Annotated in this window: 5 protein-coding genes; all 5 read right to left on the bottom strand. The window is 38.5% G+C overall.

Features of this window, described 5'->3' with window-relative positions:
* Positions 1-160: 160 nt before the first annotated feature.
* The 5 genes from D4N35_RS17405 to D4N35_RS18320 all read right to left on the bottom strand — a co-directional run bounded on the left by D4N35_RS17405 (position 161) and on the right by D4N35_RS18320 (position 5,393).
* A complete protein-coding gene (locus tag D4N35_RS17405; protein WP_120075938.1) occupies positions 161-745 on the bottom strand; it encodes a class I SAM-dependent methyltransferase in 585 nt (194 codons plus the stop codon).
* A gap of 91 nt (positions 746-836) precedes the next feature.
* Entirely contained in the window at positions 837-1,256 is a 420-nt protein-coding gene (locus D4N35_RS17400; RefSeq protein WP_120075936.1) for an Rrf2 family transcriptional regulator, read from the bottom strand.
* A gap of 294 nt (positions 1,257-1,550) precedes the next feature.
* Positions 1,551-3,164, bottom strand: a complete 1,614-nt coding sequence (locus D4N35_RS17395) for an ABC1 kinase family protein (protein WP_120075934.1) — start codon at positions 3,162-3,164, stop codon at positions 1,551-1,553.
* A gap of 169 nt (positions 3,165-3,333) precedes the next feature.
* Positions 3,334-4,236, bottom strand: a complete 903-nt coding sequence (locus D4N35_RS18325) for a penicillin-binding transpeptidase domain-containing protein (RefSeq protein WP_235870425.1) — start codon at positions 4,234-4,236, stop codon at positions 3,334-3,336.
* A 59-nt stretch (positions 4,237-4,295) separates the two neighbouring features.
* Positions 4,296-5,393, bottom strand: a complete 1,098-nt coding sequence (locus D4N35_RS18320; RefSeq protein ID WP_208646323.1) for a penicillin-binding protein 2 — start codon at positions 5,391-5,393, stop codon at positions 4,296-4,298.
* Positions 5,394-5,708: the final 315 nt, after the last annotated feature.

Here is a 5,708-nt window from a genome sequence, read left to right as displayed (position 1 = left end):
CGGGCCTTCTGCCAGTTGTTCGTAAAATTTTTACGGATGTAGGTTAACGGTTAAAAAATAATAGGATAAGTATAGCTGCCGCCCCTTTCCTCAATTCCTTATTATTAAGCTTCCTCGCTATTTCTTGTTGGCCAGGTGCCGGATATTTAGCAATAAATAATTATTTCCTTGCAATGATCATGTATATAGCATCTGTAGGAGTTAATTTCTCCGTTACCGCCAATCCTGCCTTTATGAGTTCTTGTTCCATCGCTGAAGATGTAATTCTAGGGTGATTATGGGGCTGGTTATCCTTCTTTTCAAATTCAATACATATGAAATATCCATTATCTTTAAGCACTCGCTTAATTTGCTGTAATGAAGTGGATAACTGCTGGACTTCATGCAGAACTAATGAAGCGAATACAAGATCAATGGAATTATCGGATAGCGGAAGGTCATCAATACAGCCCTTAATAGATTTGACATTCGTTATATTTTCTTCTATTGCCTTTTTCTTTATAATTTCCAACATATCTAAATCTATATCTAATGCATAGACCGGCCCCTCAACGGTTTTAGCGAAAGGAATGGTAAAATATCCTGTACCGGCGCCTAAATCCAATATACTGTCGGTCTTCTTAACAGGAAGCTTTTTTATGAGCTTCTTTGGTGGAATATCCCCTCTTCTTTCCGGATTATCAAGGAACTCAACTTTTTTTGCTAAACGTTCCATCTCATTAAAATTACATTGTTTTTTATCCATAATTTTTTTCTCCTTTTCAATAAACCTATTAAAGACCTTTAATATCTATAATTAATGTAAAAAATATAACCTAAGACTGTAACAAGGAATTTTAATGCTTTAATGATTGAATCTGTTCAGCAATTTTACAGATCGATACGCTGCTCAGTTCATCATTCATCTTTTGCTCTGCTTCAGTCATCACCTTTTCAATTAAACAGCCTTGATTCCTGTCTAGTTCGCCATGCTCCAATGAACAGCTGAATAATTGTGCTTTCCCTTCTATCGCATGAACAACATCTAAGAAAGAAATGTTTGATGACTGTCTTGCTAATGAATATCCGCCATTTACACCCGGGTTTGATTCAACCAATCCTGCCTTCACAAGCTTTGTTAAAATCTTCGAAAGGTATGTCGGAGAAAGATTTTGCACTTTAGCCAACTGTTCCACTCCTACACTTTTTCCACTTGGTGTTAGAGTTAAATAGACTATTGCATGTAACGCATAATTAGTAGCTTTTGAATATTTCATTGTTTTACTCCTTTTAATGTCTATTAAAGACCTTTGATATCCATAATTGATTTTAAATGATGACGAAAGGAATATCAACGCTAAATTACATTAAACTGTTGGTTCAAGATTTTACCTTCAATGATTTACCTCCGAAAACTAAAAAACATTTATATCGGAAGTACAGGTGGTTCCTGTCCAAGTTTACGCTTGCCGCGTTCTGCAACCTGGCAATAAAATCATTCTTAAAGCTAATGGCAATGCCGATTTCAAGACACTCTCCCTTTCTTGATGCCAATACTTCAACAAAAAGTATTACCGTTTTTTATGCATGTACTTCATCCATTTTTTCAGCTTATAACCGATAATCGCATAACCCGCAATCGAAAAGGCGGACAGTACGATAAAAAGTTTCAAGATTAACAAGTTTGATAGATGGATTCCAGCAGTAATCCCTGTTAACCCAAACAGTGTCAATAGAAATAACTGCTTCTTATGATTTTCGTAAATCGTAAATTGAAACTGTCTTCTTTGTTCAGTTTCCTTCATGAGTTCCAGTTTTTCTGGTGTCTTTAAAAACTCTGTCACTGAGTGAAAGACCCTAAATATCGGCTGTGATTGGATCCATTGGTAGACAAAGGACCATTTATTCCCTTGGGACATTAACCAATTCATGAAAACGTGCTTAGCCAGATCAAGGATTTCCTCCTCCGGCACCAAATGAGTCATAATCCCTTCAATCGCAACAAAAGAGCGGCCCAAAAAGACAAAGCGGGTCGGAACCTGGATTGGAAGCGCCTGAATCATGTCGTTAAGTTCACGTTTGAATGTGATCAAATCCATGTCAGTCATTTTAGCAGGCTGGAAAGTCATCCATTCAGCCAGTAACCTTTCCATCATCCTGGTGTCAGCCTCGGGAAGCAAGAAACCCAAACGTGACAGGCATTCGACTGCCTTGGCATAATTTTTAGCCAAAAAGCTTTCAATTAAACTTTGAAATGCAGAGGCATCATTTTTTGAAATTTCACCTGCCATTCCGAAATCGAGCAGGATGATGCGTCCATCCCCGGATACAAGGATGTTTCCCGGATGCGGATCAGCATGAAAGATCCCGGGCTCAAGCCATTGCGGCAGGAACACCTTGATGAGCCGCTCCGCCAATTCCTTACGGGGTACATCCAACTGATCTAAAGCCGCAATATCGGTTATTTTTCTCCCATCTACCCATTCCATCACCAACACTTTGGAAGTACAAAGCTCAGTATATACTTGCGGAATTTGAACAATATCATTCCCCTTGAATCTTTCTTGAAAGTATAGAAGGGTTTCCTTCTCCTTTGTAAAATCAAGCTCCCGTTCAATCACCTGCTTTAGCTCGGAGAACAAAACTTTAAGATTAATAAATCCCTTGGGAATAGGCACAAAATAGTTCGCAAACCAAATGGCAATACTTAACGTACGGAAATCAGTTTGAACAACGGAATTAATGTGCGGGCGCTGTACCTTAATGGCTACTCTTGATCCATCTTGGAGAACACCTTTATAAACCTCTCCAATGGATGCGGAGGCAATCGCCTCTCTTTCAATAGAAAGCAGCAGTTCCTTATGATTGTTTCCCCATTCTTTCTCGAGAATCTCCTGAATTTCACTCCAATCCGAAGGCGGAACCTTGTCGGTCAGATCCTCTATTTCGCGAATCAATGGCTGTGGGAGCAGATCGGCACGGCTGCTAATGATCTGCCCTACTTTAATAAGGAGGCCTTCAAGTTCAAAAAGCGTTCTCCTAAACCTTTTTCCAATATTCCCCCACAGCTTTTCCCATTCAGCTTCAGGTTTCTTGCTCATTTTGTACCAATAGATCTGAATGAAAAAGGTAAAGAACATCGATAACACCTTATACATCCGTACCAACTTGCTTTTGTTCTTCATACATGATCATCTCATTTCTCATTAACGCCCATATAAAACCTATATTCAGCAAAAAGGGGCCTAACTCCTTCTTTTACACTAATAATGGAATTCATTCACCCGGTTTACTGGCGGGCAATACTGCATTTTTAACCACCGGTCTCTCTTAATTTTATTTTTACGAATCAAATCACGATTCAGGTTCAAAATAAGCATCAAATACCTTTTTGGGAATATCTAAAATAGCATCTTCTTTATCTGTGTCCATAAAAGGCAGCGCGACAGAAATAGCAATCTGTGGATTTTCTGATGGTGCATAACCAACAAAAGTTAAGTTCCACACAGCCGTCATATTTGCGGATTCAATAGGACCGCTGTAAAAAGCTTGAGCTGTTCCGGTTTTTCCTGCAATATCATAGGGGGAACTTGCAAGTTTTTTTCCCGTCCCGTATTGATTGCTGCCATGGACAACATTGTATAATCCCGTTTTGATTCTATTAATATATTTGTCTTCAATCTCTATATGATTCAATATTTTCGGGGTAAAAGCCTTTTTCAGTTCACCTAATTCCCCTTGCTCATTAGTGCCTCTAATTTCTTTTACGATTCTTGGGGTAATTCGGTTGCCTCCATTTGCAATAGTCGAGATATATTGAGCTAGCTGCAATGTTGTGTAGGTATCGAATTGGCCGAAAGCAAGATCGAGCGCAAGGCCGGGATTGCTTTCCTTGCCTTTTAAACCTGCGGTTTCACCTGGAATATCAATTCCAGTAGGAACGCCAAGGCCAAATTGGGAATAATAATATCTGAGCTTTTTAAATACCGCTTCACTATTCATCTTCAAAGTTTCCCCGGGCGTGTAATGATATTTTCCACCCATCCGCATTGCCAATTGCATCATATAGGAATTTGAAGAGACTTCTAATGCGGTAGTATCATTTAACACGATGCTCCCGTTCCGGTTAAACCATGAACTTTTCGACTTGGTCTCCGCAAATTTAAGTGGTTTATCAATCATGACATTGTCATCAAGGGAAATCACTTCATCCATATACCCTGCAAGAACGGAAGCCGCTTTTACACTTGACCCCATTGTATATTGAGTGGTAAAAACACCTAACGTATCATCTCCTACTTCCCCAGTCGACATGTTTATCTTTTCCCGGTCATGCCGAGAATTTCACCATTTTGCGGATTGATGGCACTAATATAAAGTCGATCTGCCAGTTTGCCTTTCCGTTGAATCAATGCGTTAGCTGCAATTTCATCTAACTTTTTTTGAAAATCAATGTCTATCGTTAAAACGAGGTTATCTCCTTTTTTCCCTTTTGTTTTAAGTTTTGATTTTTCCAGCTGTCCTTTATTTATCCTTAATTCATATTGTTCTTTTGTACCTTTAAGAATGTCTTCATATCCTTTTTCCAGGTAACTTTTTCCAACCCGGTCATTCAGTGCATAGCCTTTTGCCAGCAGAAGTTTTTTTTGGTCCCTGGGCAAGCCTGTTTTCTCAGAAGTTACTGAACCAAAAACACTTTTTAACATAGTACCTTCCTTATAATCTCTTTCCCAGTCCATCGCCACATCAATTCCCGGCAAATCTTGCAAATGTTCACTTACCTTGGCAACTTCTTCATCCGTAACATGATTATTTTTTATCATGACTGTATCAAATTCAGGAGTACTGTTCATTTTTTTATACAGAATCGCAACACTTTTTTCTTTTTGGTCCAAAGAAGCTATATCCTTGTCGCTCACCTTTTTTATTTGGGCTTTATATAATTCCCCTCCCTGTAATTGCTTTTCTTTTCCACTTAGCCTTTTATTGATTCTATCCGGATACTTTGCGGCAAAATAGTCCCGTAAATCACGCTTTTTTAACTCGGAAGTATCTACGGAAATATACTTTGTCAGTTCTTCTGCTATCTTCAACATGGAATCAGGCGTACTATTATTCAAGCGAAAATATGTAATAGCTTTTAACCCTTTATTGCCCACTAACAAGCGGTGTTTGCTGTCATAAATCAATCCTCTTGGAGCAGGCTTTTTCACAGTGACCACATTCGATTGATTCATTTCATTATTGAATTGTTCACCGTGCACGATTTGAAGATAACCCAGCCGAATAATCAGCAAGCAAAAAATTAAAAAAATGATAAGAGACAGGAGATTGATCCGAAATGCAGTTACATTTTTCATTTTTTCTTTCATCGTCAAAACACCTTCTTTAATAACTGTATGGGTGTGATCCATTTTCCACCTTAAATACTACGTTTGTAGTATTTAAGGTGGAAAATGCCCAAAAAGGAAGAATCCTTTTTGGGACTGCTTAAGTGCGTGTTCAAAAAGTTGCAGCACAATGTATGCTTTTAGATAAGAGCCGCCAGAAACAAGCCAACGAAGAGATTCGCCGCTTATCATTTGGTGACTTTTTGAACACCCTCTTTAATAAATTTGCTTATCATGTAATATTTGAGTTGCAATATCCGCTGCTTTGCTTCCGTTGGCATCTCCTTTTTCACTTTGGATATTGATTGCAAAATAATCCCAAATTACGAAAGTAAATTT

The sequence above is a fragment of the Siminovitchia fortis genome, assembly GCF_003605365.2.
Lineage (GTDB): Bacteria > Bacillota > Bacilli > Bacillales > Bacillaceae_C > Siminovitchia > Siminovitchia fortis.
This window is presented reverse-complemented; position numbering and strand designations above follow the sequence as displayed.